Genomic DNA, 24,427 nt, shown 5'->3' on the forward strand with positions numbered 1-24,427 from the left:
GGAGGAGGCTGCGCCTGCACGTGCGCATCGACGAGCGGGACGCGGGCTTCCTCGCTCTCGGCATCGCGGCGGAGACGGGCACCCTCGTCCCCGTGATCGTGACCTCGGGGACGGCGGTCGCGAACCTGCATCCCGCGATGCTCGAGGCCTGGCATTCCGGAGTGCCGATCGCCGCGCTCACGGCGGACCGGCCGCCCGAGCTGCGCGGGGTCGGCGCCAACCAGGCGACTCGGCAGCCGGGCATCTTCGGGCCCGCCGCCGTGTGGTCGACGGACGAGCCGGCTCCGTCGGCCGAGGACGGCCCGGGCCGGGCGGCGGCACTCGCGGACGAGGTCCTCCACCACGCGCACGGGGGCCCGTCCACCTCAACCTGGCCTTCCGCGACCCGCTCTCCGGAACGCGTGAGGCGCCCCCGACCGTTGCGGCGACCCCGCCGCCCGCTCGCGAGAAAACGCTCGAGGCGGTCGAACTCACGGGGCGCGCCGTGGTGATCGCGGGGGCCGGCGCCGGTCCGGACGCCGAGGCCTTCGCCCGGGCGGCCGGGCTGCCCCTCGTCGCGGAGGTGGCGAGCGGAGCCCGGTTCGGCCCCAACCTCGTTCCGGCCTACCGCAGCGTGCTCGGCATGCCGGAGCTCGGGGGAGCGGTCGAGCAGGCGATCGTCTTCGGCCGTCCCACGCTGAGCAGGGAGGTCCCCGCGCTCGTGGGCCGGGTTCCCTATGTCGTGGTCCGCACGCCGGGTGCCGAGCAGTTCGACCCCGCTCGCCGAGGACGCCTGGTCGAGGGCCTGCTGACGCCTGCCGAGCCCGCCGACCCGAGCTGGCTCCGCTCGTGGGTCGTGGCGGGGCGGCACGCACTGGCCCCGGCGGACGACGCGCCCTACGTCGGCGACCCCTCCAACGCCTCCCCGACCGCCGCCGGCCGGGTCGCCCGGTCCGAGATGGCGGCGCTCCGTGCCCCGATCACGCGAGAGGCACTGGCCGAGGCGGTGTGGCGGGCGACGTGGCCCCACGACCGGCTCGTCCTCGGCGCCTCCCGACTCATCCGTGACGCCGATCGCCGGGTCGGCGGGAAGCGCATCCGGGTGCATGCCAATCGGGGCCTCTCCGGCATCGACGGCACCATCGCGACGACCCTGGGAATCGCGGCGGGCGCCGCCGACGACCCTCGCGGTGCGGCCGGCACGACGCGCGCCCTCCTCGGCGATCTCACCCTGCTGCACGACGCCGGGGGCTTGCTCCTCCCGGCCGGGGAGCGCCGCCCGCGGGTGCAACTCGTCGTGGGCAACGACGGCGGCGGCACCATCTTCGACGGCCTCGAGGTTGCCGCGAACGCGGACGCGCGGCTCTTCGACCGCGTGCTCTACACCCCGCAGGCGGTCGATCTGGCCGCGCTCGCGGCCGCCTACGGCTGGGAGCACTCCCGGGTCACGACCCGCGGCGACCTGGACAAGGCCCTCACTGCGCCGCCTCCCGGCCCGAGCATCCTCGAGGTGCCGCTGCCCCGCTGAGGGATTCCGGCCGCCCCGATCGGGCCGACGCGCGGCGTGTCTGCGGAATCGCAGGAAAGTCGCGACGTACGTTCATCGAGCTAAGGGGGCACACATGGCTACGGACGACGTTCTCGGCTTCACGATCCTGCTCGTGTCGGGCAGTGCGATGGTGATCGGCCTCATCCGCCAGTTCGCGCCCACCCTGCGCCGCCGGCGCGACTGAGCGCACCCGCTCCAAACAGCAGCGCCGCCCAGCTGAGCGTCAGCGGAAGGCGTCGGTGATCGGGCGCAGCTTGAGGGACGTCTCGGCGAGCTCGCGGTCCGGATCGGAGCCGGCGACGATGCCGGCCCCCGCGTATGCCGTGACCCGGCCGTCCGCCTCCACCTGGGCGCTGCGCAGCGCGACCGCCCACTCGCCGTCCCCGGCCGCGTCGACCCAGCCCACCGGCCCCGCGTACCGCCCGCGATCGAAGGGCTCGAGCTCGCGGATGAGGTCGAGGGCCTCGTCCGTCGGCGACCCCGCGACGGCGGCCGTCGGGTGGAGGGCTTCGAGGAGCCGCAGCACGCTCGTCCCTCCGGCGAGCTGCCCTTCGACGTCGCTCGCCAGATGCCAGACGTTCGGCAGGCGCAGCGGGAACGGGGCGGGGCTCGCCCACACGTCATGGACGAAGGGGGCGAGGGCGGAGAGCACGCTCACGACCGCGTACTCGTGCTCGTCGAGGTCCTTGGCCGACACCAGGAGTGCGTTGACCTGCGCGGCGTCGGCGGCATCGTCGGAGCCGCGGGCGGTGCTCCCGGCGAGGACCCGCGCCCCGACCCGTCCCCCTCCGAGGTCACGAGGGTCTCGGGGCTGGCGCCGATGAGCCCGTCGACGGCGAACGTCCAGCAGTCCGGATAGCCGGTCGCGAGACGCTCGAGCGCGGTGCGCAGATCGGCGCCCGCGGGAAGCGAGGCCACCAGCTCTCGGGAGAGCACGACCTTGCCGAGACCGTCCCCCTCGATGCTCGCCAGGGCGGACCGGACCGCGGAGCGGTAGCCGTCCTCCGACATGAGTCCCTCGGCGAAGGCGAGGCCGTACCCGTCGGCCGGAACGGGCTCGGAAGCGGGCGCCTCGCCGGGGGCGCCGTCCACGGCGATCCGCGTCACCCAGGAGGCGTCTCCGCGGCGGCCCACGATCATGCGGGGCACGATCAGGGTGCTCGTGCGGCTGGAGTCCTCCGCGAAGGCGAACGTGCCGAAGGCGACGAGTCCCGTGCCCGGGACCCCGACCGCGTCCTCGACCCGGGCCCGACCGGCGAGCTCGCTCCAGGCCCGGTCGGCGTCCGCCATGCGGGTCGGACCGCCGAACTCGAGGCGAACCGCCTCACCGATGCCGATCAGGCCGGCGTCCCGGCGCAGCCAGACGAGGGGACGGACCGGGTCGGCGAGCGGAAGCAGGGCCCCCGGAGGAAGCGACTCGGTCGTCACCGACAGGGAGGTCGTCGGCGCGGGCAGCACCGGATCAGCCTACGCCGGGCCTGCTGAGCGCTTGACCGCCGGGGGCCGCACAGCCGCCTCACCCTAGAATCGACCCGTGAATCAGGCCGACCTCAGCAAGAGGGGCGCGGACGTCGCCGCGATGTTCGACCAGGTGTCGGCGCGGTACGACCGCACGAACACCGTCCTCTCGGTCGGCAACGACAAGATCTGGCGCGCGGCGACCACGCGTGCTGTCGCGCCGAAGGCGGGGAGCGCATCCTCGACCTCGCCGCGGGGACCGGCACCTCGAGCGCTGCACTCGCCCGCTCGGGCGCGAGCGTCGTGGCCGCCGACTTCTCGGAGGGCATGCTCGAGGTGGGGCGCCGCCGGAACGCGGGCAACCCGCGCATCGAGTTCGTGCACGCGGATGCCCAGGACCTGCCGTTCGCCGACGAGGAGTTCGACGCCGTCACCATGTCCTTCGGGCTGCGGAACGTGCACGACCCGAAGCTGGCCCTGGCGGAGCTCTTCCGGGTCACGAAGCCGGGCGGCCGCATCGTCATCTGCGAGTTCTCCCGACCGCCGCTCGGCCTCATCCGGCTCGGCTACTCGCTCTACCTCCGTTGGGTGCTGCCGATCGTCTCTCGCGTGACGAGCTCCAACGCTCCGGCGTACAACTACCTCGGCGACTCGATCCTCGACTGGCCGGACCAGAAGACGCTGAGCTCGTGGCTGCGGGACGCCGGATTCGAGGGCGTCGGCTACCGCAACCTCACCGCGGGTGTGGTGGCACTGCACCGCGGCCGCCGGCCGGGCGGGCGGGCGGGCCGATGACTCCGGCGGTGCCGGTCGCGCGGCGGAGCAAGTCGCTGTCCTCGCAGATCGGCCTGACCGAGCGGATCTTCTCGAGCGCCGAGGACCGGGCGACGGCCGCGGACATCGAGAAGGGGCTCGCACTCGTCGAGGAGGGGCTGCTGCGCGAGGTCGCGTTCGCCGACGGGATCGCCGACGTGACCAGCCGGTACCTCCTCTCCGCGGGAGGGAAGCGCGTGCGCCCCCTCCTGACCCTGCTCACCGCCCAGCTGGGCGATGGCACCACCGCCGAGGTGCTCACCGCGGCCGAGGCGGTCGAGATCACCCACCTCGCCTCGCTCTACCACGACGACGTCATGGACGAGGCCGAGCAGCGGCGCGGGGTGCCCACCGCCCAGTCGGTGTGGGGCAACTCGGTCGCCATCCTGACCGGCGACCTCCTGTTCGGCCGAGCCAGCAAGCTGGTGGCTTCGCTCGGTGCGCGGGCGATCGAGCTCCAGGCCGACACCTTCGAGCGGCTGGTGCTCGGCCAGCTGCACGAGACGGTGGGTCCCCAGCCCGACGAGGACCCGGTCGACCACTACCTGGGGGTCCTCGCCGACAAGACGGGATCGTTGCTCGGAGCGGCCGCCCAGCTCGGCGTCCACTTCTCCGGCGCTGCGCGCGAATACGAGGAGCCGGTGCTCCTCTTCGGCGAGCGGATCGGCGTCGCCTTCCAGCTCGTCGACGACGTGCTCGACCTCTCGCCGAAGGTCGAGGAGACCGGCAAGGTCGCCGGAACCGACCTTCGGGCCGGGGTGCCCACGCTGCCGCTGCTGTACCTGCGCCGGCGCGCGGGAGAGGATCCTGCCGCCGCGTCGCTGCTGGAGCGGCTGGACACGGCGATCGCCGACGATTCGCCGGCGCTGCCGGACGCCATCGCGGAGCTCCGCGACCACGAGGTGACGGCCGTCACGCTCGCGGAGTCGCGACGCTGGGCCGGCGAGGCGGTCGACGCGCTCGCCCCGCTTCCCGAGGGCACCGTCAAGAAGGCCCTGACCCGCTTCGCGGAGGCGATGGTCGAGCGGTCGAGCTAGATCGCGTCAGCACTCCCGGCCGGACGGCCGACGTACACAAGTGAGGAACCTTTCATGACCAAGCTTCGGCTGGCCATCGTCGGCGCGGGCCCCGCAGGCATCTACGCCGCCGATCTCATCCGGAAGGCCGAGCGCGCCTTCGACGTGTCGATCGACCTGTTCGAGCGCCTTCCCGCCCCCTACGGCCTGGTCCGCTACGGCGTCGCGCCGGACCACCCGCGCATCAAGGGCATCATCTCGGCGCTCCGCGAGGTGCTCGACGGCGGCGGCGTCCGCTTCTTCGGCAACGTCGAGTACGGCACCGACATCTCGCTCGAAGACCTGAAGCGCCACTACAACGCCGTCATCTTCGCGACCGGTTCCATGCGCGACGCCCATCTCGACATCCCGGGCATCGACCTCCCCGGCTCCTATGGGGCCGCGGGATTCGTGAGCTGGTACGACGGCCACCCCGACGTCCCGCGCGAGTGGCCGCTCGAGGCGCGCGAGGTGGCCGTCATCGGCAACGGCAACGTCGCCCTCGACGTCGCGCGGATCCTGGCGAAGCACGCCGACGACCTTCTGCCGACCGAGATCCCGCACAACGTCTACGACGGGCTCAAGGCGTCGCCGGTCACGGACGTGCACGTGTTCGGGCGGCGCGGTCCGGCTCAGGTGAGGTTCACGCCGCTCGAGCTCCGCGAGCTGGGCGAGATCCGGGACGTCGACATGATCGTCCACGACGAGGACTTCGACTACGACGAGGCCTCGAAGACGGCGATCGCGACCAACAAGCAGGTGCTCGTCATCGACCGGGTCCTCCAGCAGTGGCGCAAGCGCCCGGTCGGCCAGGCGAGCCGGCGACTGCACTTCCACTGGTTCGCGAACCCGGTCGAGATCGTCGGAGACGGCCGAGTGGAGGCGTTCCGCTGGGAGCGCACCGAGCCCGACGGCGAGGGCGGCGTCCGCGGGACGGGCGAGTTCCGCGAGGTGCCCGTGCAGGCCGTGTACCGCGCCGTCGGCTACTTCGGCTCGCCGCTGCCCGAGGTCCCCTTCGACTCCCGCCGGGGCGTCATCCCGAACCGCGAGGGCCAGGTGCTCGACGACGACGACCAGCCGGTCCACGGCGTCTACGCCACCGGCTGGATCAAGCGCGGGCCCGTCGGTCTCATCGGCCACACCAAGAGCGACGCGATGGAGACCCTCGCGCACGTCCTGTCGGACCAGGCGAACTGGTGGACGCCGGAGGATCCGAGCGAGAAATCCGTGCCGGCGCTGCTCGAGGAGCGGGGCGTGCCCTACACGACGATCGACGGCTGGCACCGGCTGGATGCGCACGAGCTCGCCCTGGGCGAGGCGGTCGGCCGCACCCGGATCAAGGTCGTCCCCCGCGAGGACATGACGAAGGTCTCCCGGGCCGCGTCCGCCCACCGCTGATTGAGGAGCCCGCGAAGGGGGCGTCTCGAGAGCATGCCGCTCCACGGGTTGGCGCGCGCGTATGAGCGGATTTCGAGACGCGCCTGCAACGCTTCTCATTCAGTGGAAGAGGGGCGAACCCTGAATCGGTGTTTAGCTCAGAACGGCGCGATATCGCTTTCCGCCGGTGCCCACTCGGTCTGCGCAACCGCTCTGCCGAGCGGCCTGCCGGGTGGGCCGGCGGTGACTTTGTTGGCGGGTTCGGTGCGGTAGATCTTTCCGGCTGGTGAGATGCAGATGAGCTCGCCGGACTCATTCGGGTCCTGCCGGATGGTCCAGTCGGTGCCGTGTTTGAGGCGGTGGTGGCCTTTGCAGAGACAGGCGAGGTTGCAGGCGTCGGTGCAGCCGCCTTCCTCCCATGGCTTCGTATGGTCGAGGTCGCAGCGTTCCGCGGGCCGGTTGCAGCCCACGAACCGGCAGGTCCCATCCCGTTGACGGAGATACCGAGCCAGCTCCTCCGGGATCCGGTACCGGGTGCGGCCGAATTGGACGGTGACTCCAGTGTCGGGGTCGGTCAGGATCCGGTGCAGCCCTTTCGACTGCCCGACCAGCTGCGCGGCGGTCTCGGGGTCGATGGGCCCGTAACCGGCGAGCATGGCCGGTTCCCCGTAGCGGCCGGCGAGCTTGAGAGCCGGGAGGGCGGCGAGCTGATCGGCCGCTGACTCGAAGTCGGGCTCCGCGGCTCCGCCGGCGGTGAACGGGACCAGGTTGAGAGCCGGAACGGTCACGTGCACCGTGGGCACGATGCCGCGGGGTCGGGCGTTCGGGATCCGGGCGTGGGTGTGGCCGTCCTCGGCGGGGAGGATGGCGCCGTCGTCGAGGAGGACGTCGCGGAAGACATCCGCGCGCAACTGGGCGTGAGTGCGGGTCTCGTCCTTCGTCTTGAGCGATCGGGCGGCCTTGTCGAGGAAGTCGTCGATCCCGGACGCGATCGGTGCCGCCAGGTAGGCGCCGATCCAGGCCATGCCGTCCCTGGCCGGTTCTCGGCGGACCTCGCGCTCGGCGTAGGCGTTCCGGTGCCGTTCGGTCAGCTCGTCCGGGTGGATGAGCTGCACCAGCACCTTCACCTTGCGATCGAACTTCGCCGCGGTCAGCGTCTCCGCGTACGGCAGCGCCCGTCGTTCCAACTCGGCAATCTCGGCCGGGCTGAGGCCGGCGGTGGCGTCGGCGAGGATCCGGGCGTGCCGCTCCCCGAACGCCCCGTCGCGAAACTTCTCCAGGGTCGTGGGCAGTTCGTGCACGAGGGTGCGGGCCCGCACCACCAGCGCCTCCGCGGTGACCTCCGGGATGCACAGCGCCCCGGCGACCTCCGCCCGCATCGCCCGGGCCTGCAGGCCCGCTGGGTCGGTGGTCAGGGAGGCGCCGTAGGCGTTCTCGAACGCCTGGCGTACCTCGTCCACGATCACGTAGCGCTGAGCGGTGAAGAAGTTCGCGTCCCGCTCGTTCAGCTGCAGATCATCCACCGCGTAGCGCAGCGCGGTCAGCCGCTCGGCGCCCTCGGACCCGCCGTCCGGGGCGCCGGTCGAAGGAGTCAACAGCGACATGAGCAGGGACTCCTCTCCGATCCGATGCCCACAAGGTACGACCACCCTCCGACATCGCCCCCTCGCTGCGTCGGCGTCCGGATCAGCGTCGACGCATCTCCCGGACGAAGATCCAGATCAGCCAGAAGCCCGCCGTGAGCACGCACATGATGACGTCGAAGAGGAAGTGGACGAGGCCGTATCGGCGACGAGACATGCAGATCCTTCTGACAGTGGTGAGTGGTGAGTGCGCCCTACTGCAGCGCCGAGGTGAGCCGTGCGAGGTTGTCGACGACCGAGCCCCAGAACGGCTGGTCGTCCCACTCCTCGAGCGTGAGCCGCCGGGAGCTGCGCCGGTAGTCGGCCTCGACATGGCGCAGCTGGCCCACGAAGTCGCGGCCGCGCACCATGAGCGACACCTCCATGTTGAGGCTGAACGACCGCATGTCCATGTTGCTCGACCCGATGACGGCCACCTCGTCGTCGACCGTGAAGTGCTTCGCGTGCAGGACGACCGGGCGGTGGTAGAGCCAGATCACGACGCCCGCCTCGAGCAGCTCGCGGTAGTAGGACCGCTGGGCGCGGGACACCAGGAACTGGTCCCCGATCTCCGACACGAAGAGCTCGACGCGGATCCCGCGCTGCACCGCTGTCGTGATGGCGTAGAGCATCGACTCGTCCGGCACGAAGTACGGCGACGCGATAATCAGCTGCTCCTGTGCGTAGTAGAGCAGGGCGTTGAAGAGCCGCAGGTTGTTCTCGCCCTCGAAGCCCGGGCCGCTCGGGACCACCTGGCAGTCGAGCATGTGATCGGCCACCTGGTCCTCCATGGGCTCGACCTCGCTCGTCAGCAGCTCGCCGGTCTCGCCGTACCAGTCGGTGAGGAAGATCGCGTTGATGCCGGCCACGATGGGTCCGCGGAGGCGGGCCATCAGGTCCTTCCACTGCAGATGCCGCTTGCGGTTGATCCACCGGTTGTAGCTCCGGTCGATCATGTTCTGCGAGCCCATGTAGGCGACGGTGCCGTCGACCACGAGGAGCTTGCGGTGGTTGCGGAGATCCGGGCGCTGCCAGCGGCCCTTGAGCGGCTGGACGGGGAGCAGGAGCCGCCAGTCGATGCCGGCGCGCGTGAGGCGCTTGATGGTCTTCCGGTAGCCGGGGTACTGGAGCGACGCGACGTGGTCGAGCAGGACCCGGACGCTCACGCCTCGCTTGACGGCCGCCTCCAGTGCGGCGAAGAACGGCTCCGTCGCCGGGTCGGCGGAGAGGATGTAGAACTGCGCGTGCACGTAGCGCTGCGCGCGGTTCACCTCGTCGGCCATCGCGCGGATCGACTCGTCGTAGTTCGGCAGCAGCCGTGCGCTGTTGCCGCCGACGAGGGGCATGGAGCCGAGGGTCCGATTCAGCTCGACGACCGACTCCAGCCAGGTGGGCCAGCTGGCGGTGCGGTTGACCCGGTCCATGCCCTCGGTGGTGTCCCGGATGATCTCGTCGATGTCCTTCTGACGCTCCCGCCGCCGCTTCGGGAGCCGAGGGCTGCCGATGAGCAGGTAGAGGAGCAGGCCGACGTAGGGCAGGAAGAGCACGAGCAGGAGCCAGGCGGTGGCCGAGGTCGGCTTCCGGTTGCGCGGGATGAGGATGACGGCGCCCACCCGGATCGACAGATCGAGGATGATCAGCAGGATGGCAATCGCCAGCGTTGCACTGGCGACATCCATGCGCCGCAGTCTACTGAGGCGGTTTTCCGCCGTCTTCGCCGCATTCGGGGGCGTCCGGGCGCCAATGACGGGCCTATTCGGGCAAAGCGGGCCGCCGCTTCGGCCCGGAAACGCCGATTCGGCCCGGCGAGCGCCCGCGGTCAGCGGAAGTTGACGAACTGAAGGTCCAGGTCGAGGTCCTGGCCCTTCAGCAGGGCGATGGTGGCCTGCAGGTCGTCGCGGCTCTTCGACGAGACGCGCAGCTCGTCGCCCGTGACCTGGCTCTTCACGCCCTTTGGGCCCTCGTCGCGGATGATCTTGCCGATCTTCTTCGCGTGCTCCTGGTCGATGCCCTCCTTGAGGGTCGACTCGATCCGGTACTCGCGTCCGCTCGCGTGCGGCTCACCGGATTCGAGGCTCTTCAGCGAGATGCCGCGCTTGATGAGCTTCGTCTGGAAGACGTCGAGCACGGCCTTGGCGCGATCCTCGCTGTTGGCCTTGATGAGGATGGTGTCCCCGCTCCAGGCGATCGAGGAGTCGGTGCCCTTGAAGTCGTAGCGCTGCTCGACCTCCTTGCGGGCCTGATTGAGCGCGTTGTCGGCCTCCTGCCGGTCGACCTTGCTGACCACGTCGAACGAGGAATCTGCCATGCGGCAATCGTAACGAGGGTCGGGCCCGCGGTCCCAGGCGGCCCTTGTGGGCGGCGGCGGCGGGGTGGACCATTGCCGCACCTCCAGGAGACCCGAGCGAAGGGGCCGGATGCCCGACGACACCGATCCGCCTCCCGTGCGAGCGCAGCTGCTCGCCACCGAGCACTGGAGCCTCCTCGCCTCGCGAAGCACGACGCAGAGCGAGGTCCTGACGCGCATCAACATGTTCCTCACCCTCGTGTCCGCCGGGCTCGTGAGCCTGGCCCTGGTCGGACAGGCGACGCGGTTCAGCGAGATGTTCGGGCTCTTCTCGATCGTGGTGCTGGCCTTCATCTGCCTGGTCGGCGTGCTCACCGAGATCCGCGTGCTCAACGTCGGCATGGAGGACCTGATGTACGTCCTCGCCATGAACCGGCTGCGCGCCGCATACGTGGCGCTCGACCCCGGCATCGAGCCGTACCTGCTCGCCTCGGCTCACGACGATCGGCGGGGAGCGAGCTCACCTACTACTTCCTCGGCCCTCGGAGCTCCTTCGGCCAGGTGGCCGGCAGCAGCATGGTCTTCATCATCGCGGTGAACACCGCGCTGGTCGGGCTCCTCGGCGCGGCCGTCACCTCGTCGAGCGGGGGTGGCACGGTCCTCACCGTCGTGGTCGGCGCGGTGGTCGCCGTGATCTTCTTCGTCCTGTCGCTCTGGCTCGGCGGCAGGCGGTACTTCCAGCTGTGGCCCACCTGGCGGGCCGTGAACCCCACAGGCCCGCAGCAGGAGGCGGCACCGAGGCCGGACTGATTTCGGAACGGTCCGGCGCGTCTGTATCCTTGTCGAGCGCCTCCGACCAGGTCGAACGACCGGGTCGGAGCAGCCTGGCGAGTTACCCAAGCGGCCAAAGGGATCTGACTGTAAATCAGCCGGCGTAGCCTTCGGGGGTTCGAATCCCTCACTCGCCACGAACACGAAAAGGGCCGCACTGCGGCCCTTTTCGCGTTCGTGAGGAGAATCCCACTCTTCCTCTCCCGTCCCTCTGCCGGTAACCCGAAGCCCTCCCGCCGGTCACCCTCCTCGGTTCCACTGAGGGGACATGGACACCCTCACCTCCATCGCCCCGCCTTCACCCCTCCCCGCACCTCCCACCTCCTTCCCCCTCACGCTCAACGGCGGCTTCTGGCCCACGAGCCACGTTCAGGGCATCGCTGTCGACCGGTCGCGGGGTCACATCTACTTCTCGTTCACGACGGTGCTGGTGAAGACGGACCTGGCCGGAAATCTCCTCGGCACCGTCTCGGGCTTCACGGGCCACCTGGGCGACATCGAGTTCTCGGAGCGCGACGGACGCGTGTACGGCTCGCTGGAGTACAAGGCGGCCGGGGCGTTCTACGTCGCGGTGTTCGACGCGGAGGCCGTCGACCGGACCGGGTTGGACGCTGCCGACGGATCGGTGGTCCGCACCGTCCACCTGGGAGAGGTGGCGGCCGACTACGGCTCGGGGCGCTTCGGCTGCAGCGGCATCGACGGCATCGCCTTCGGCCCGCTCTTCGGCGAGACAGCGGGAGAGCCTCTGCTCACCGTCGCCTATGGCATCCACTCGGACGTCCACCGTCAGGACAACGACCACCAGATCCTCCTGCAGTACGACGTGGCGGACTGGGACCGGCTCGCGCGCCCGCTCGTGGAGGCGGCACCGCACCGCAGCGGCCCTCGGGAACCGGATGCGAAGGTGTTCCTCTACACGGGCAACACCACGTTCGGCGTGCAGAATCTGGACTTCGACACCTCCAGCGGGCTCTGGCGGCTCGGTGTCTATCCCGGCCGGAAGGACCGGTTCCCCAACTTCACGCTCTTCGCAGTCGAGGCCCGAGCGAAGCCGCGGTATTCCCGGCTCGAGGGACTGACTGGGGTGCGGGGAGACCTGGTGGCGCTCGCGCCGCTCGGGCTGCGCGACTCGGAGACCGGGATCCGCGGCTGGTATCAGACCGCCGATGTCGGCATGGAGTCGCTGGGCGGCGGCCTCTTCTACCTCTCCGCCGCGTCCGGGTCGGGCGGCTTCCAGACGAGCGACCTGACCCTCGTCCGCTGGACGGACGCCGCGGACATCCCCTTCGCCCCGGTGACGGAAGCGCCGCCCGCCGGCCGTCCTGCACTGTCCCTGCGGCGGCCCTCGTTCCGCTCCCTGGCGCGGGGCGGTTGGATGGGGGCATGACCCTCGCACCGCACGGCCTGGACGAGCTGCTCCTCATCGCGCGGGACACCGCGCTCGCGGCCGGGGCCCTCGCCCTGCAGCGCAGGCGAGAGGGCGTCGAGGTCGCAGCCACGAAGAGCACGCCCATCGACATCGTGACCCAGGCGGACCGCGACGCGGAGCAGCTCATCCGATCCCTGCTCGCCGAGGCACGCCCGAACGACGGCTTCCTCGGCGAGGAGTCGGGCTCCGGCGGCGGGACGAGCGGCCTCACCTGGGTTGTGGACCCCATCGACGGCACCGTCAACTACCTGTACGGCCTGCCCGCCTGGTCGGTCAGCGTCGCCGTGGTCGAAGGCGACCCGGATCCGCTGACGTGGCGAGGACTCGCCGGATGTGTCGTGAACCCGTCCACGCAGGAGGTGTTCACCGCATCCGCAGGCGGCGGCGCGCGGCTCGGCGAGGACGAAATCCGGGTGAACCAGGGCGTCGCGCTCGACCGGGCGCTGATCGGAACCGGCTTCGCGTACAGGCTCCCGGACCGCGAGCCGCAGATCGCGGTGGCGTCCGAGGTGCTTCGGCGGTCACGTGACCTGCGGCGCATCGGCTCCGCGGCCCTCGACCTCTGCAACGTCGCGTGCGGACGGTACGACGCCTTCTACGAATGGGGACTCAACGCGTGGGACCACGCCGCGGGCGGCCTCATCGCCCGGGAGGCGGGGGCCGCGGTCGTCGGCCGCGACGGCGCTCCCGGTGGTCGTGAGCTGCTCATCGCGGCCGCCCCCGGACTGGCCGAGGAGCTCCTCCAGGTGGTCGTCGAGGCGCGCCCGCGATCCTGAGCGTCGACTCCAATTGCGGCCCAGCACTCGCTTTTCGGGCATTCGCCGCCTAGGTTGGTCCGCGGCCCTCCTCGAGAGGGCAGAGAATTTGCCCGCACCGGCGCCTCTGAGCCGGCCGACAGAGACTTGGCGACTTGCCCTCAGCTTTCCCCTCCGACGTCCGCGCCCCGGAAGCCGCTCCGGTGACCCGCAAGGAACTGCGCCGACAGGAGACTCTCGAACTCGCGCCCGCCCGCGGCCCCCGCCGCAGCCGACAGGGCGCCAGTGTCCGTCCCGAGCCCCGCCGCCGCTCGCTGCTGTCACGACTCGCCCGGCCGCTGTTCACGATGACGACCATGGCCGCCGTCGCCGGAATGGCGTTCGTCACCTCGGTGCCGGCCAACGCACTCCTCCGCGTCGACGACGTGGCGGCGCTGCAGAGCCACTCGTCCAGCGACTCGGGTCAGGTACTCGCCATGTCGACCGCGGGCTCTGCGGACATCGTGCGGGACGGCTACGACGTCCGCACTGCCGCCCAGAACGCCTTCGCTCCGGAGTTCAGCAAGGTCGAGAGCTTCGCGAACAACACCGAGACGGCCGTCCGCTGGCCCTTCGACGGCCCCGTCCGCGTCTCCGACGGATTCGGCCCGCGCGTCTCGCCGTGCTCCGGCTGCTCCTCGTTCCACCTGGGCACCGACTTCCTGCCCGGTTACGGCAATCCCGTGTACGCCATGGCCGACGGGGTCGTGACGAGCATCGGCACCGAGGGCGGCCTCGGCGTGCACGCCGTGATCGACCACCTCATCGACGGACAGCTGGTGACCACGACCTCCGCACACATGCAGAGCGGCTCCGTCCAGGTCTCCGTCGGCCAGGCGGTGCGCGCAGGGGATGTCATCGGGCTCGTTGGCAACACCGGGGACTCCACCGGGCCGCACCTGCACTTCGAGCTGCGGCTCGGCGGCGCGGAGCCGGTCGACCCGAACGCCTGGCTGCAGGCGCACGTCCGCTGATCCGCGGAACGCCTGGCTCACGGTCGCTTTCCGACTCGCCTGGCAGGCTGCTCGTCCCCCGAATGGGGCTCCCTTAGCCTGACGACGTCAGCGAACCGGGAGCGAGCAGCCGAATGCAGTCCAGCCGACGGGCTCTTCTCCGCAGTGAGCGCTCGCTCGAGGCCGCCCTCTACCAGTCGCCCGCCCCGGGCACGGCGCCGCAGCAGAGCCGGCCCACCCGCCGCGCCCTGCGCAGCCTGTTCACGATGGTGTTCGTCGCCGCCGTCACGGTGGTGACGACGATCCCCATCAACTCCCTCCTGACGCCCGCCGACCTCGCCGAGGCGTACGCGCCCACGATCACGGTCGCCTCCGTGCAGCCGCAGCAGCTGAGCGCGATCAGCGGCGGCGCGGACGTGCCGATCAGCCGCGACCAGTACACGGTCACCTCGCTCCGCGCCAAGCTCGCGGTCGTCAGCGCGGGCCGAGCAGCGGCCTTCTACAACGACTCCTCCTGGACGGTGCAGTGGCCGTTCGCGTGGGGCGTGCCCATGTCGGACCAGTTCGGGCCGCGCGTGCTCTGCGACACGTGCGGCGTGACCATGCACCGTGGCGTCGACTTCCTTCCCGGCCGGGGTGCGCCGATCCAGTCGATCGCGGCGGGTGTGGTGCGCTACGTCGAGGAGTCCGACGACGGCCTGGGCGTGCACGTCATCGTCGACCACCGGATCAACGGCGAGCTGGTCTCGTCCGTCTACTGCCACATGGAGCACGGCTCGGTGGCCGTCGCCGTCGGCCAGGAGGTCCGCACGGGTCAGCTGATCGGCACAGTGGGCGACACCGGCTTCGCCTTCGGGCCGCACCTGCACTTCGAGATCCGGCTGAACGGCACCGAGAACGTGGATCCCGTGGCGTGGCTCACCGAGAACGCGCACTGACGGCGCACGAGATCAGTCGGTCGTCAGCCAGACCGTCGTGTCGGTGGGCAGCGCCGCTTCGCTGAGGGCCTCGCTGGAGACGAGGACGCTGCCGACGGGCAGTTCGACGGGCGTCGTGCCGAGGTTCGCGATCACGGTCACGCCGCGGTTGCGGAAAGCCACGACGTCGTCGGCGTACCCGGGAAGCCACTCGATGGCTCCGGTGCCGAGCGCCTGCTCGCGGCGCATGGCGAGGGCGAGGCGGTACAGCTCGAGCGTGGAGCCGGGCCGGCCCTGCTCGCTGTCGCGGGCGAACTCCGCCCAGTCCGAAGGCTGGGGCAGCCAGCTCTCGCCGGTCGTATTGAAGCCGTAGGCCGGTGCGGCCGCCTCCCAGGGGATGGGGACCCGGCAGCCGTCGCGGCCGTAGCGCTCTCCGCCGGTTCGCCGCCAGGTGGGGTCCTGCCGCGCCGAGTCCGGGAGATCGATCACCTCGGGCAGCCCCAGCTCCTCGCCCTGGTAGATGTAGGCGCTGCCCGGCAGCGCGAGCATGAGGGTCGTCGCCGCGCGGGCCCGGCGGAGTCCGAGCTCGGGGACCGGCTGCCCTTCGCTCTTCGGCCCGATGCCGGCGCCCTGAGGGTTCTCCGCGGTGAGGGCCAGCCGGCTGGCGTGCCGGACCACGTCGTGGTTCGAGAGCACCCAGGTGCTGGGGGCCCCGACCCGGCCGAACTCGGTGATCGACCCGTCGATCACGAGGCGCAGCGCGGCGGCCTGCCAGGGGCCTCGAGGTAGGTGAAGTTGAACGCCTGGTTCATCTCGTCGGGACGGACCCACTCGGCGAGCTTCCGGAGCGGGTCGACCCACGCCTCGGCCACCAGGATGCGGTCGCCGCCGCTTCCCTCGGCCGAATACTCGTCCAGCAGCCGCCGCCATTCGCGGAAGATCTCGTGCACGCCCTCCTGGGCCCAGTAGGGCGGCCGGTCGACGTCGTCGTCCGCCACGGCCTCGATCTGGGGAGCGAGAGGGACGCCCGCGCCGCCCATCGAGCCGCCCGTGTTCTCCGAGCGGTCCCAGTCCGGCAGTCCCTCCGCCTTTACGAGCCCGTGCGCGACATCGACGCGGAACCCGTCGACGCCGCGATCCAGCCAGAAGCGGAGGATGCCGAGGAACTGCTCGTGCACCCAGGGGTTGGTCCAGTCGAGGTCCGGCTGGCTCTGGTCGAACAGGTGCAGGTACCACTGGCCGGGCGTCCCGTCCGCGTTGGTCACGCGCGTCCAGGCGATCCCGCCGAAGACGGACTTCCAGTTGTTGGGCGGCAGGTCGCCGGTCGGGCCCTTGCCGTCGCGAAAGAGGTAGCGCGCCCGCTCGGGGCTGCCCTCGGGGGCGGCCAGCGCCTCCTGGAACCAGCGGTGGTCGCTCGAGGTGTGGTTCGGCACCAGGTCGACGAGAACCTTGAGGCCCCGGTCGTGGGCGGAGACGAGCAGGTGGTCGAAGTCGTCGAGGGTGCCGAACAGCGGATCGACGTCGCAGTAGTCGGCGACGTCGTAGCCCGCATCGTGCTGCGGCGAGCGGTAGAAGGGGGACAGCCAGACGGCGTCGATCCCCAGCTCGACGAGCGAGTCGAGATGGCTCGCGATCCCGGCCAGGTCACCGATGCCGTCTCCGCTGCTGTCGGCGAAGGAGCGCGGGTAGATCTGGTAGATGACGGCGGACCGCCACCACTCGTCGGCGTGACCGGTGGCGGTCGGAAGGACGTCCGGCTCGCTCTCGGGCGTCTCGGGATTGGGGGTCGCGGCGATCGTCACCCCAGCACCCTATGACGCCCCTGCTGGGGTCGCATTCGCTTGCGTGCGAGGTGCTAACCTCTTACGGTGCCTGAGGCGGGGGCGCGCAGTTTCCGCCTCGAAGCGCCCCGATAGCTCAGTGGTAGAGCATCTCCATGGTAAGGAGAAGGTCCTCAGTTCAATCCTGAGTCGGGGCTCGAACTCCACAGGCTCCGCTCCCGGGCGGACGACGTGGAGCTGCGGCGGGGTAGCTCAGGTGGTTAGAGCACACGGCTCATAATCGTGGTGTCGCGGGTTCAAGTCCCGCCCCCGCTACCCAACAAAAACGGCCCCTCTGGGGCCTTTTTTGTTGGGCACCGGGGGCTGGGCGCGAAATATCGCCCCGGTGGGCCCCTGGCGCATGCTTGCGCCAGGGATCAAGTCCCGCCCCCGCGTCCCGCCCCGGCGTCCCGCCCCGGCGTCCACCTCGCTCAGCGCGTCCCGCCCCGGCGTCCCGCCCCGGCGTCCACCTCGCTCAGCGCGTCCCGCCCCGCCTCGCTCAGCGCGACCCGCTCCAGGCGGCCGGCACGATCACCCACAGCACTTCGCTGACCGCGGTGGTGGCGTTGACCCAGGTGTGCGGCTGCCGGCCGGCGAACGTCAGGGTGTCGCCCGCGGCCAGCTCGACGCTCCGCTCCGGGAAGCGCAGGGTCACGCCGCCACTGAGGACATGGAGCGCCTCCACCTCGCAGGCGATCGTGTAGAAGTCGTCACCGCCGGAGGATCCGGGTTCCAGCACGGATCGCAGGAGCTGCACACCCGCCTCGGACCGGGGCGTCAGCAGCCGCTCTTCCACCAACGAGCCGCCGAAGTTGATGAGCGGCGCCTCCGCCAGGTGCACGACCTGGCTGTCGGGCGGTTCGAAGAGCGACCCGATGGGCAGGGAGAGGACCTGGCACACGGCCCGAAGGGTTGCGACGCTCGGCGACGTCTCGTCGCGCTCAAGGCGGCTGACGAAGCCCTTGCTCAGCCCGGTGGCCTCCGCCAGCTGAGCGATGGTGAGACCCTGCGCGATCCGGGTGGTCCGCAGCTTGGGGCCGATCGGGAAGGGGCCGGCCTCGGGCGCCGGATGCACTGTTCGCATGGCCCCGAGTGTAGGTGGGCCGCGCGTGCGGGATTGTGCCCCAGTGGGCATCGAACGTTGTCTCTTGGACAACTCGGGGGTAGTGTGCGTCGCGAATCGTTCCCCACCTAGGAGGTCATCGTGCCGATCGGTCCTCGGGACTCGAGTCGCACCCCGCGCTATGCGGGGATCGCGACGTTCGCGCTTCTGCCGCGGCTGGAGGAGGTCGACCGGGCCGACATCGCGGTCGTCGGCGTCCCGTTCGACAGCGGCGTCAGCTATCGGCCGGGCGCGCGCTTCGGCCCGGCGCACGTCCGCGAGTCATCCCGCCTGCTGCGTCCCTACAACCATGTGCAGGACGTCTCCCCGTTCGCCGAGCTCCAGGTCGCGGATGCCGGCGACATCGCCGTGAACCCGTTCAGCATCGAGGACGCCGTCCGGGAGATCGAGGAGCGAGCGGACGCCCTCTCCGCGGGTGGCACGCGGCTGCTGACGATCGGCGGCGACCACACGATCGCCCTTCCGCTGCTGCGCAGCGTCGCGAAGAGGCACGGGCCGGTCGCGGTCGTGCACTTCGATGCGCACCTCGACACCTGGGACACCTACTTCGACGCCCCGGTCACCCACGGCACGCCCTTCCGCCGCGCGTCGGAGGAGGGGCTCATCGACCTGACCGCGAGCCTGCACGTCGGCATCCGCGGGCCGCTCTACGGCCGCGAGGACCTCGCCGACGACGCCCGGCTCGGGTTCGCGATCCTCGGCTCGCACGACGTCGAGCGGCACGGGATGGCCGCTGCGCTGGAGCGCATGCACGCCCGCCTCGGCGATCGGCCGGTGTACGTATCCGTCGACATCGACGTGCTGGACCCGGCGCATGCGCCCGGCACGGGCACCCCTGAGGCCGGGGGCCTCACGAGCCGCGAGCTGCTGGAGTTCCTCCGCGGGCTCCGGGAGCACCGCATCGTCGGCGCGGACGTCGTGGAGGTCGCGCCCGCCTACGACCATGCGCAGCTGACCGGCATCGCCGCCTCGCACGTCGCCTACGAGCTGCTGACCTCCATGGTTCCGCGGTCCTGATCCGCGCCCCTCCATGACGACGACGTCTCCCCTTCCTCCCCCGGCATGCTGCGCCGGCTCTCCGCCGACGTCCGGCACGGCCGCACGACGGCGCGCGAGCTGGTCGAGCGATCCCTTGAGCGGATCGAGGCGAACCGCGACCTGAACGCGGTGGTCGCCGAGCGCTCCGACGAGGCGCGCGCCGAGGCGGACGCGATCGACGCGGCGGTCGCCGGACGGGACGACCCCGGGCCGCTCGCGGGCCTGCCAGTGCTCGCGAAGGACAACGACGACGTCCGGGGAATGCGGACGACGCACGGGTCCCGCTGGTTCGCCGATGCGCCGGCGGCGTCCCGGGATGGCGTCTCGATCGAGCGGCTGCGCGCGGCCGGGGCGATCGTCGTCGGCAAGACCAATGTCCCCGAGTTCTGCATCGAGGGCTACACCGACAATCTCCTCTTCGGGGCCACGCGCAACCCATGGGACCTGGGGCGCTCGCCCGGAGGATCGAGCGGCGGCTCCGCCGCGGCCCTCGCGGCCGGGCTCTCGGCGATCGCGACGGGCACGGACGGCGGCGGATCCATCCGCATCCCGGCCGCCTTCTGCGGTCTGCTCGGCTACAAGCCCACCAACGGCGTGATCGGCCGACGCTCGGCGCCGGACTGGATCGACTTCTCGACCGACGGGATCATGGCGACGAGCGCCGACGATGTGCGGCTGCTGCTCACCGTCCTCGCCGGGCCGGTCGACGGCGACCCGACCGCGCTGCCGACCCCGCTTCCGCCATCCGCGCTGCCCACCCGGCTGATCGTCGCCGAGCGGACCGACGATCTCGGCCCCCTTCCCGCCGAGGTCGCCGACGCGTTCGCCGCGAGCGCGGCGCAGCTGGCAGAACTCCTCGGTGTGCCGGTCGAGCACCGCATCCCCGAGTCGTTCTTTCCCGACTGGAGTCCGGACGAGGACTGGTTCGTCCTCGCGACGGCCGAGCACGCCTCGGCGTTCGGCCGGGAGCGCATCGAGCGCGACGCCGAGCTGCTGCATCCGAGCGCGCGCGAGTTCCTGCTGGAGGGGCTCACCGTGTCGGCGGCGGACTACCTCGCGGCCCGCCGCCGCCGCTTCGACGCGATCGCCCGCCTCGACGAGCTCCTCGCGGGCGGCGCCGCGCTCGTGACGCCCACGGTCGCCGAGCTCGGCTGGGCTCCGGACGGGGGACGAGCCGGGCTCATCGGCGCCGAGGCCTACTCGACAGCGATCCAGAACATGACCGGCCTCCCGGCGATCTCCCTGCCCGCCCCGCTCGGCCCGGACGGCATGCCGTTCGGCCTGCAGGTGACCATGCCGCGCTGGGCGGACCTCGGGCTGCTCGAGGTCGCCGCACGCTGGGAGGCCGCCTACCCCTGGCCCCGGACGGCGCCAGGGTATCCGGAGTTCGGATGACGGCCTCCCACCAGGGGGCCGGCCCTGCCTCTTTCCCGAGTTCACGTCCACCACCCCGAGGAGCACATGATGTCCCACGCCCCCAGCCCGGCGCCGCCGCCGGACCGGTGATCGAGCGGCACTCGATCGACTACGTCCCCTGGTCGGAGCGCCGGGGCAAGCTGTGGCACCAGGCGCCGTTCTGGTTCACCGGCAACTTCGTCCTGCCGACGATGGTCATCGGGTTCCTCGGCCCCGAGCTGGGGCTCTCTGCAGGGTTCTCGTTCCTCGCCATCGTGCTGGGCGCCTGCTTCGGCACCTTCTTCATGGCGTTCCACGCGAACCAGGGTCCGCGCATGGGTTTGCCGCAGATGATCCAGTCGCGGGCGCAGTTCGGCAGCCGCGGCGTGATCGTCCCCTTCATCGCGACGGTCTTCGTCTACATCGGGTTCATGGTGTTCGATGTGATCCTGGCCACCCAGGGACTCGGGCTCGTCCTCCCCGCCAACAAGTGGTTCTGGTACCCGGTCCTCACCGCCCTGTCGATCGTGATCGCCGTCGTCGGCCACGACCTCCTGCACTTCGTGCAGCGCTGGCTGACCTACCTCCTGATCCTCGCGTTCGCGATCACGACCGTCCTCGCGTTCACGACCCTGCCCGCTCCGGCCCCCGCGGACGCGGGCGGGTTCGACGGCACCGCGTTCCTCATCCAGTTCTCGCTCGCCGCGGGCTACAACATCAGCTACGCCGTCTACGTGTCCGACTACTCCCGCTACCTGCCCGCGAAGTCGTCCGCGCCGAAGCTCATCTTCTACACGTACCTGGGCGCGGCCGGGTCTGCGGTCTGGCTCATGGGCCTCGGCTCGCTGCTCGCCAGCCGGCTCCCGGAGGTCGACGCGATCGGCTCGATCAAGCAGGTGGGCGACAGCCTGTTCCCCGGCTTCGGGACCATCGTGGTGCTGATCTCGACGCTCGCCCTCATCTCGATCATGGGGGTCAACGCCTATGGCGCCATGCTGACGAGCGTCAGCGGCGTCGACGCGTTCAAGAAGGTCCGTGGCGGCGTGCGGACGCGCGTCATCGGCCTCGTCATCGTCGGGCTCATCACGGTGCTCGCCGCACTGCTCATTCCGGACGACTACCTCGGCAGCTTCAACAACTTCGTCCTGCTGATGCTCTACTTCCTCGTCCCATGGACGGCCGTGAACCTCGTCGACTTCTACGCGGTCCGGCACGGCAAGTACGCGATCACGGAGATCTTCAACCCGGACGGCATCTACAAGAAGTGGTCGTGGCGGGGCCTGGTGGCCTACAGCGTGGGCTTCCTCGTGATGATCCCCTTCTTCTCCCTTCCCGGCCTCTACACGGGCCCCATCGCGGAGGCCATCGGCGGCGCCGACATCTCGTTCGCCATCGGCCTCGTCGTCGCGGGCGGGCTGTACTGGATCTTCGCTCGAGGCCTCGACAGCAGGGCCGAGGAGGAGGCGCGCCGCCGCAGCCAGCGCGAGCTCGAGGGAGTCGACTTCGAGTGAGCCGGATCCAGCGCGGCCGCCGCACGGTCGCCATCGTCCAGCGTCCGCCCGTTCTGCTCGACCTTGCGGCGACGCTCGATCGCGCCGTCGAGGCCATCGAGGAAGCGGCCGACGCGGACCTCGTCGTGTTCCCTGAGACCTGGGTGACGGGCTACCCGGCGTGGGTGTTCGGCATGGCCGGATGGGGCGACCCGGAGGGCCGCCGCTGGTACGGACGCCTGCTCCGGGAGAGCCCTGTCGTCGGGGGCGCCGACGACAGTGACGACGACCTCGCCCCGGTGCGCGCCGCAGCCCGACGTGCGGGCACCACGGTCGTGCTCGGCATCAACGAGCGGAGCGGGGGCACCCTCTACAACAGCCTCGCCACCGTGGGTCCGGACGGTCGGCTGCTGAACCTGCACCGCAAGCTCGTGCCGACCCACACCGAGCGGATCGTCTGGGCGCAGGGCGACGGGGCGGGCCTGCGCGCGGTCGACACACCGGCGGGGAGGGTCGGCGGGCTCGTGTGCTGGGAGCACTGGATGCCCCTGGCGCGGCAGGCGCTGCACTCGGAGGGCGAGCAGATCCACGTCGCGGCGTGGCCGGACATGCCGGAGCTGCACGAGCTCGCCGCCCGCACCTACGCGCGCGAGGGGGCTGCTTCGTCGTCTCCGCCGCCGCCTTCGTCACGACGGATGACCTCCCGACCGAGCTGCGGGACGCCTACCGCGCGGGTGTCGGTCCGGAGGCGCCCACCGACGGGATCCTGTTCGACGGAGGCTCGTCGATCGCCGGCCCGGACGGCGGCTGGCTCGTCGAGCCGGTGCGCGGCGTGCCCCGGCTCATCGTCGCGGAGCTGGATCTCGACGCGGCGGACGAGGCGCACGCCGAGCTGGATGTCGCCGGTCACTACAGCCGACCCGACGTGCTGACGCTGCGCATCGACACCCGGCGTCGCACCGGCGTCGAGCGGGGCGTGGAGCTGCCCTGAACCGACAGCCCTGAGCGGCTTCTGCGAGCCCGCCGGCGTGCGTCGGCGGCGTGCGGCGGCAGGAGTAGCCTCAAGACGAGGGTCCGATGGCACGGCCGGCAGGGCCTCCCTCCCGGCAAAAGGATCGCCCCGTGACGCCTTCTCGACACCTTCGGCCCTCGGGCTCCCGCTCCGGAACGCCGACCGGCCGATGAGCCCACGTGCCGAGGATGGGGACGCCGCCGCGACCCACGTCGAGGAGTCCGCCGATCCCGAATCGCCCGATCCCGCTGCCGCGGAGCCGACCGGGAGTGCAGAGCCGGACGAGGCCGGGCACCCGGCTCCCCGGGCGCGGGGACTCGCGCGCGGTGTCGCAGGCGCCGGTCTCGCCGCCCTGGGCGTCGTGTTCGGCGACATCGGAACGAGCCCGCTGTACGCCCTGAAGACGGTGTTCACGATCGACGGCGGCATCGTGACGCCGTCGGCGGCCGACGTCTACGGGGTCGTGTCGCTCATGTTCTGGAGCATCACGATCATCGTGTCGATCAAGTACGTCACCGTGCTCATGCGCGCCGACAACGACGGCGAGGGGGCGTGATGGCGCTGGCCGCACTCGCGCAGCGCCTCTACAAGCACCGCGCCCGCCGCACGGGGTTCCTCCTCCTCATCGGCATCATCGGGGTCGCGCTCTTCTACGGCGACTCCATCATCACGCCGGCGGTGAGCGTGCTCTCGGCGGTCGAGGGGCTGCAGGTCGCCGCTCCCGGAGTCGCCCACCTCACGGTGCTGATCGCGGCCGTCATCCTCACGGCGCTCTTCGCCGTCCAGCGGTTCGGCACCGGGCCGGTCGGCAAGCTGTTCGGTCCCGTCATGCTGCTCTGGTTCGCGGTCCTCGCGCTCGCCGGGCTCGTCATGGTCGTGCAGCACCCGTCCGTGCTGCAGGGCCTGTCTCCGACTTGGGCGGTCGTCTTCGTCGTGGCGCATCCCGGGATCGCGTTCATCGCCATGGGCGCGGTGGTGCTCGTCATCACCGGCGCCGAGGCGCTGTACGCCGACATGGGGCACTTCGGCCGATCGCCGATCCGCCGGGCCTGGTTCTTCGTGGTGTTCCCGGCCCTCACGCTCAACTACCTCGGCCAGGCCTCGCTCGTGCTGCACGACCCGAAGGCCAGGAGCGACCCGTTCCTCCTGCTCTTCCCGGATTTCCTGAGGCTGCCTGTCGTGATCCTGGCGACGGTCGCCACGATCATCGCCAGCCAGGCCGTCATCACGGGGGCCTTCTCCCTGTCTCGCCAGGCGGTGCAGCTGGGGCTGCTGCCGCCCTCACGGTGCGCCAGACGTCGAAGCACGAGAGCGGCCAGATCTACCTTCCGGTGGTGAACACGCTGCTGTTCCTCGGCGTCCTCGCGGTCATGCTGACCTTCGGGTCCTCCGCGGCACTCGCGACGGCCTACGGCGTGTCCGTGACCGGCGCGCTCGTGGTCGACACCGTGCTCCTGCTGGTGGTCGCTCCGGTGCTCTGGGGGT

18 protein-coding genes, 3 tRNA genes and 4 pseudogenes are annotated in these 24,427 nt (G+C 71.1%); 19 read left to right on the forward strand and 6 right to left on the reverse strand.

Annotation, left to right across the window (positions count from 1 at the left end):
* The first annotated feature begins 20 nt into the window (after positions 1-20).
* Positions 21-491, forward strand: coding sequence for a thiamine pyrophosphate-binding protein (locus QUE51_RS17945; protein WP_350226738.1), 471 nt, complete (start codon positions 21-23; stop codon positions 489-491).
* Positions 485-1,507: a 2-succinyl-5-enolpyruvyl-6-hydroxy-3-cyclohexene-1-carboxylate synthase gene (locus tag QUE51_RS17950; protein ID WP_350226739.1), complete on the forward strand. Its 1,023-nt coding sequence runs from the start codon at positions 485-487 to the stop codon at positions 1,505-1,507. The genes QUE51_RS17945 and QUE51_RS17950 overlap by 7 nt, the downstream gene beginning before the upstream one ends.
* 244 nt (positions 1,508-1,751) lie before the next feature.
* Here the strand turns inward: QUE51_RS17950 and QUE51_RS07275 are convergent.
* Positions 1,752-2,983: pseudogene (locus QUE51_RS07275) on the reverse strand (isochorismate synthase).
* A 124-nt stretch (positions 2,984-3,107) separates the two neighbouring features.
* On the opposite strand from QUE51_RS07275, the pseudogene QUE51_RS07280 reads away from it, so the two are divergent.
* The 3 genes and pseudogenes from QUE51_RS07280 (at position 3,108) to QUE51_RS07290 (ending at position 6,252) form a co-directional block, all read left to right on the forward strand.
* A pseudogene (locus tag QUE51_RS07280) lies at positions 3,108-3,781 on the forward strand (class I SAM-dependent methyltransferase).
* Positions 3,778-4,836, forward strand: a complete 1,059-nt coding sequence (locus QUE51_RS07285; protein WP_286278871.1) for a polyprenyl synthetase family protein — start codon at positions 3,778-3,780, stop codon at positions 4,834-4,836. The pseudogene QUE51_RS07280 and the gene QUE51_RS07285 overlap by 4 nt, the downstream one beginning before the upstream one ends.
* A 54-nt stretch (positions 4,837-4,890) precedes the next feature.
* Entirely contained in the window at positions 4,891-6,252 is a 1,362-nt protein-coding gene (locus QUE51_RS07290; RefSeq protein WP_286278872.1) for an FAD-dependent oxidoreductase, read from the forward strand.
* 137 nt (positions 6,253-6,389) lie between these two features.
* Here the strand turns inward: QUE51_RS07290 and QUE51_RS07295 are convergent, their stop codons facing one another.
* From QUE51_RS07295 to QUE51_RS07305, 3 genes are all read right to left on the reverse strand, one after another.
* Positions 6,390-7,835: an HNH endonuclease signature motif containing protein gene (locus tag QUE51_RS07295; protein ID WP_286278873.1), complete on the reverse strand. Its 1,446-nt coding sequence runs from the start codon at positions 7,833-7,835 to the stop codon at positions 6,390-6,392.
* Positions 7,836-8,068: 233 nt separating this feature from the next.
* Positions 8,069-9,532: a cardiolipin synthase gene (gene cls / locus QUE51_RS07300; protein WP_286278874.1), complete on the reverse strand. Its 1,464-nt coding sequence runs from the start codon at positions 9,530-9,532 to the stop codon at positions 8,069-8,071.
* A 140-nt stretch (positions 9,533-9,672) separates the two neighbouring features.
* A complete protein-coding gene (locus tag QUE51_RS07305) occupies positions 9,673-10,161 on the reverse strand; it encodes a YajQ family cyclic di-GMP-binding protein (RefSeq protein ID WP_286278875.1) in 489 nt (162 codons plus the stop codon).
* 109 nt (positions 10,162-10,270) lie between these two features.
* Here QUE51_RS07305 and QUE51_RS07310 point away from each other — a divergent pair, with 109 nt between their 5' ends.
* From QUE51_RS07310 to QUE51_RS07340, 7 genes are all read left to right on the forward strand, one after another.
* Positions 10,271-10,738, forward strand: coding sequence for a hypothetical protein (locus QUE51_RS07310; RefSeq protein WP_286278876.1), 468 nt, complete (start codon positions 10,271-10,273; stop codon positions 10,736-10,738).
* Positions 10,717-10,950 (forward strand): hypothetical protein, encoded by a 234-nt coding sequence (locus QUE51_RS07315; RefSeq protein ID WP_286278877.1) that lies wholly within the window; start codon positions 10,717-10,719, stop codon positions 10,948-10,950. Before QUE51_RS07310 ends, QUE51_RS07315 begins: the two co-directional genes overlap by 22 nt.
* A 76-nt stretch (positions 10,951-11,026) precedes the next feature.
* Positions 11,027-11,108, forward strand: a tRNA-Tyr gene (locus QUE51_RS07320).
* Positions 11,109-11,239: 131 nt separating this feature from the next.
* Complete coding sequence (locus QUE51_RS07325) at positions 11,240-12,358, forward strand: hypothetical protein (RefSeq protein ID WP_286278878.1); 1,119 nt, start codon at positions 11,240-11,242, stop codon at positions 12,356-12,358.
* The gene (locus QUE51_RS07330) at positions 12,355-13,176 is read left to right on the forward strand and encodes an inositol monophosphatase family protein (protein WP_286278879.1); all 822 of its coding nucleotides are present in this window, start codon (positions 12,355-12,357) and stop codon (positions 13,174-13,176) included. The genes QUE51_RS07325 and QUE51_RS07330 overlap by 4 nt, the downstream gene beginning before the upstream one ends.
* A gap of 182 nt (positions 13,177-13,358) precedes the next feature.
* Positions 13,359-14,168 carry a M23 family metallopeptidase gene (locus tag QUE51_RS07335; protein ID WP_286278880.1) on the forward strand — a complete coding sequence of 270 codons (810 nt, stop codon included), beginning with the start codon at positions 13,359-13,361 and terminating at the stop codon, positions 14,166-14,168.
* A 113-nt stretch (positions 14,169-14,281) separates the two neighbouring features.
* Positions 14,282-15,085, forward strand: a complete 804-nt coding sequence (locus tag QUE51_RS07340) for a M23 family metallopeptidase (protein ID WP_286278881.1) — start codon at positions 14,282-14,284, stop codon at positions 15,083-15,085.
* Positions 15,086-15,097: 12 nt separating this feature from the next.
* On the opposite strand, the pseudogene QUE51_RS07345 reads toward QUE51_RS07340, so the two are convergent.
* Positions 15,098-16,866 (reverse strand): annotated as a pseudogene (locus tag QUE51_RS07345) (glycoside hydrolase family 13 protein).
* Positions 16,867-16,970: 104 nt separating this feature from the next.
* On the opposite strand from QUE51_RS07345, the gene QUE51_RS07350 reads away from it, so the two are divergent.
* Together QUE51_RS07350 and QUE51_RS07355 are read left to right on the forward strand one after the other, a co-directional pair.
* A tRNA-Thr gene (locus tag QUE51_RS07350) sits at positions 16,971-17,042 on the forward strand.
* A gap of 44 nt (positions 17,043-17,086) precedes the next feature.
* Positions 17,087-17,160, forward strand: a tRNA-Met gene (locus QUE51_RS07355).
* A 223-nt stretch (positions 17,161-17,383) separates the two neighbouring features.
* Here the strand turns inward: QUE51_RS07355 and QUE51_RS07360 are convergent.
* On the reverse strand, positions 17,384-17,968 hold the full coding sequence (locus QUE51_RS07360; RefSeq protein WP_286278882.1) for a helix-turn-helix domain-containing protein: 585 nt from the start codon (positions 17,966-17,968) through the stop codon (positions 17,384-17,386).
* A gap of 120 nt (positions 17,969-18,088) precedes the next feature.
* Between QUE51_RS07360 and speB the strand changes: the two genes are divergently transcribed.
* The 5 genes and pseudogenes from speB to QUE51_RS07385 all read left to right on the forward strand — a co-directional run.
* Positions 18,089-19,024 (forward strand): agmatinase, encoded by a 936-nt coding sequence (speB, locus tag QUE51_RS07365; RefSeq protein ID WP_286278883.1) that lies wholly within the window; start codon positions 18,089-18,091, stop codon positions 19,022-19,024.
* A 45-nt stretch (positions 19,025-19,069) separates the two neighbouring features.
* Positions 19,070-20,440, forward strand: a complete 1,371-nt coding sequence (locus QUE51_RS07370) for an amidase (RefSeq protein ID WP_286278884.1) — start codon at positions 19,070-19,072, stop codon at positions 20,438-20,440.
* Positions 20,441-20,547: 107 nt separating this feature from the next.
* Entirely contained in the window at positions 20,548-21,951 is a 1,404-nt protein-coding gene (locus QUE51_RS07375) for a purine-cytosine permease family protein (protein ID WP_286278885.1), read from the forward strand.
* Positions 21,948-22,862 carry a nitrilase-related carbon-nitrogen hydrolase gene (locus tag QUE51_RS07380; RefSeq protein WP_286278886.1) on the forward strand — a complete coding sequence of 305 codons (915 nt, stop codon included), beginning with the start codon at positions 21,948-21,950 and terminating at the stop codon, positions 22,860-22,862. The genes QUE51_RS07375 and QUE51_RS07380 overlap by 4 nt, the downstream gene beginning before the upstream one ends.
* 249 nt (positions 22,863-23,111) lie before the next feature.
* Positions 23,112-24,405: pseudogene (locus QUE51_RS07385) on the forward strand (KUP/HAK/KT family potassium transporter); the annotation flags it as partial.
* Positions 24,406-24,427 lie beyond the last annotated feature (22 nt).

Source organism: Naasia aerilata (assembly GCF_030296595.1).
Classification (GTDB): Bacteria; Actinomycetota; Actinomycetes; order Actinomycetales; family Microbacteriaceae; genus Naasia; species Naasia aerilata.

Bases quoted from the DNA above. Each gene is read 5' to 3' on its own strand.
- cls (WP_286278874.1), bottom strand. From the start codon at position 9,532: ATGGATGTCGCCAGTGCAACGCTGGCGATTGCCATCCTGCTGATCATC.
- QUE51_RS07360 (WP_286278882.1), bottom strand. From the start codon at position 17,968: ATGCGAACAGTGCATCCGGCGCCCGAGGCCGGCCCCTTCCCGATCGGC.
- QUE51_RS07295 (WP_286278873.1), bottom strand. From the start codon at position 7,835: ATGTCGCTGTTGACTCCTTCGACCGGCGCCCCGGACGGCGGGTCCGAG.
- QUE51_RS07285 (WP_286278871.1), top strand. From the start codon at position 3,778: ATGACTCCGGCGGTGCCGGTCGCGCGGCGGAGCAAGTCGCTGTCCTCG.
- QUE51_RS07305 (WP_286278875.1), bottom strand. From the start codon at position 10,161: ATGGCAGATTCCTCGTTCGACGTGGTCAGCAAGGTCGACCGGCAGGAG.
- QUE51_RS07310 (WP_286278876.1), top strand. From the start codon at position 10,271: ATGCCCGACGACACCGATCCGCCTCCCGTGCGAGCGCAGCTGCTCGCC.
- QUE51_RS07370 (WP_286278884.1), top strand. From the start codon at position 19,070: ATGCTGCGCCGGCTCTCCGCCGACGTCCGGCACGGCCGCACGACGGCG.
- QUE51_RS07315 (WP_286278877.1), top strand. From the start codon at position 10,717: ATGGTCTTCATCATCGCGGTGAACACCGCGCTGGTCGGGCTCCTCGGC.
- QUE51_RS07330 (WP_286278879.1), top strand. From the start codon at position 12,355: ATGACCCTCGCACCGCACGGCCTGGACGAGCTGCTCCTCATCGCGCGG.
- QUE51_RS07325 (WP_286278878.1), top strand. From the start codon at position 11,240: ATGGACACCCTCACCTCCATCGCCCCGCCTTCACCCCTCCCCGCACCT.
- QUE51_RS07290 (WP_286278872.1), top strand. From the start codon at position 4,891: ATGACCAAGCTTCGGCTGGCCATCGTCGGCGCGGGCCCCGCAGGCATC.
- QUE51_RS07340 (WP_286278881.1), top strand. From the start codon at position 14,282: ATGCAGTCCAGCCGACGGGCTCTTCTCCGCAGTGAGCGCTCGCTCGAG.